Source organism: Staphylococcus sp. HMSC34C02 (assembly GCF_001838705.1).
Taxonomy (GTDB): domain Bacteria; phylum Bacillota; class Bacilli; order Staphylococcales; family Staphylococcaceae; genus Staphylococcus; species Staphylococcus borealis.
The window spans coordinates 6,381-6,684 of the sequence record NZ_KV838571.1; the positions used below are offsets into that span (position 1 = coordinate 6,381).

At 43.8% G+C, this 304-nt stretch carries 1 protein-coding gene; it reads right to left on the bottom strand.

Annotation, left to right across the window (positions count from 1 at the left end; genetic code table 11):
• The coding region (locus HMPREF3239_RS12435) for a hypothetical protein (protein ID WP_176747948.1) at positions 1-304 on the bottom strand (304 nt) is incomplete at both ends.

Sequence of the window (304 nt, forward strand, 5' to 3'; positions counted from 1 at the left end):
CACCTAAAGGTGTAGTAACTCTAGGTTTAGTTGGAGGCGTCGTATCCGTCGCTTTGACTGGATCAGACGTAGAACTATTTGGATGTTCTGCATTATCTATAGCCTTGGCAGTGACATTACCTTCCGGGATAGGGCGAGTTGGCGTGATTGTAACACGTCCATTAGTACCAGTCGTACCCGAACCAATGACATTACCGTCTTTGTCTAAAAGTTGTACGTTTGTATTTGGATCCGTAATAACTTCAATCGGTGTTAAAGTAGTCGCCTTTCCACCTAAAGGTGTAGTAACTCTAGGTTTAGTTGG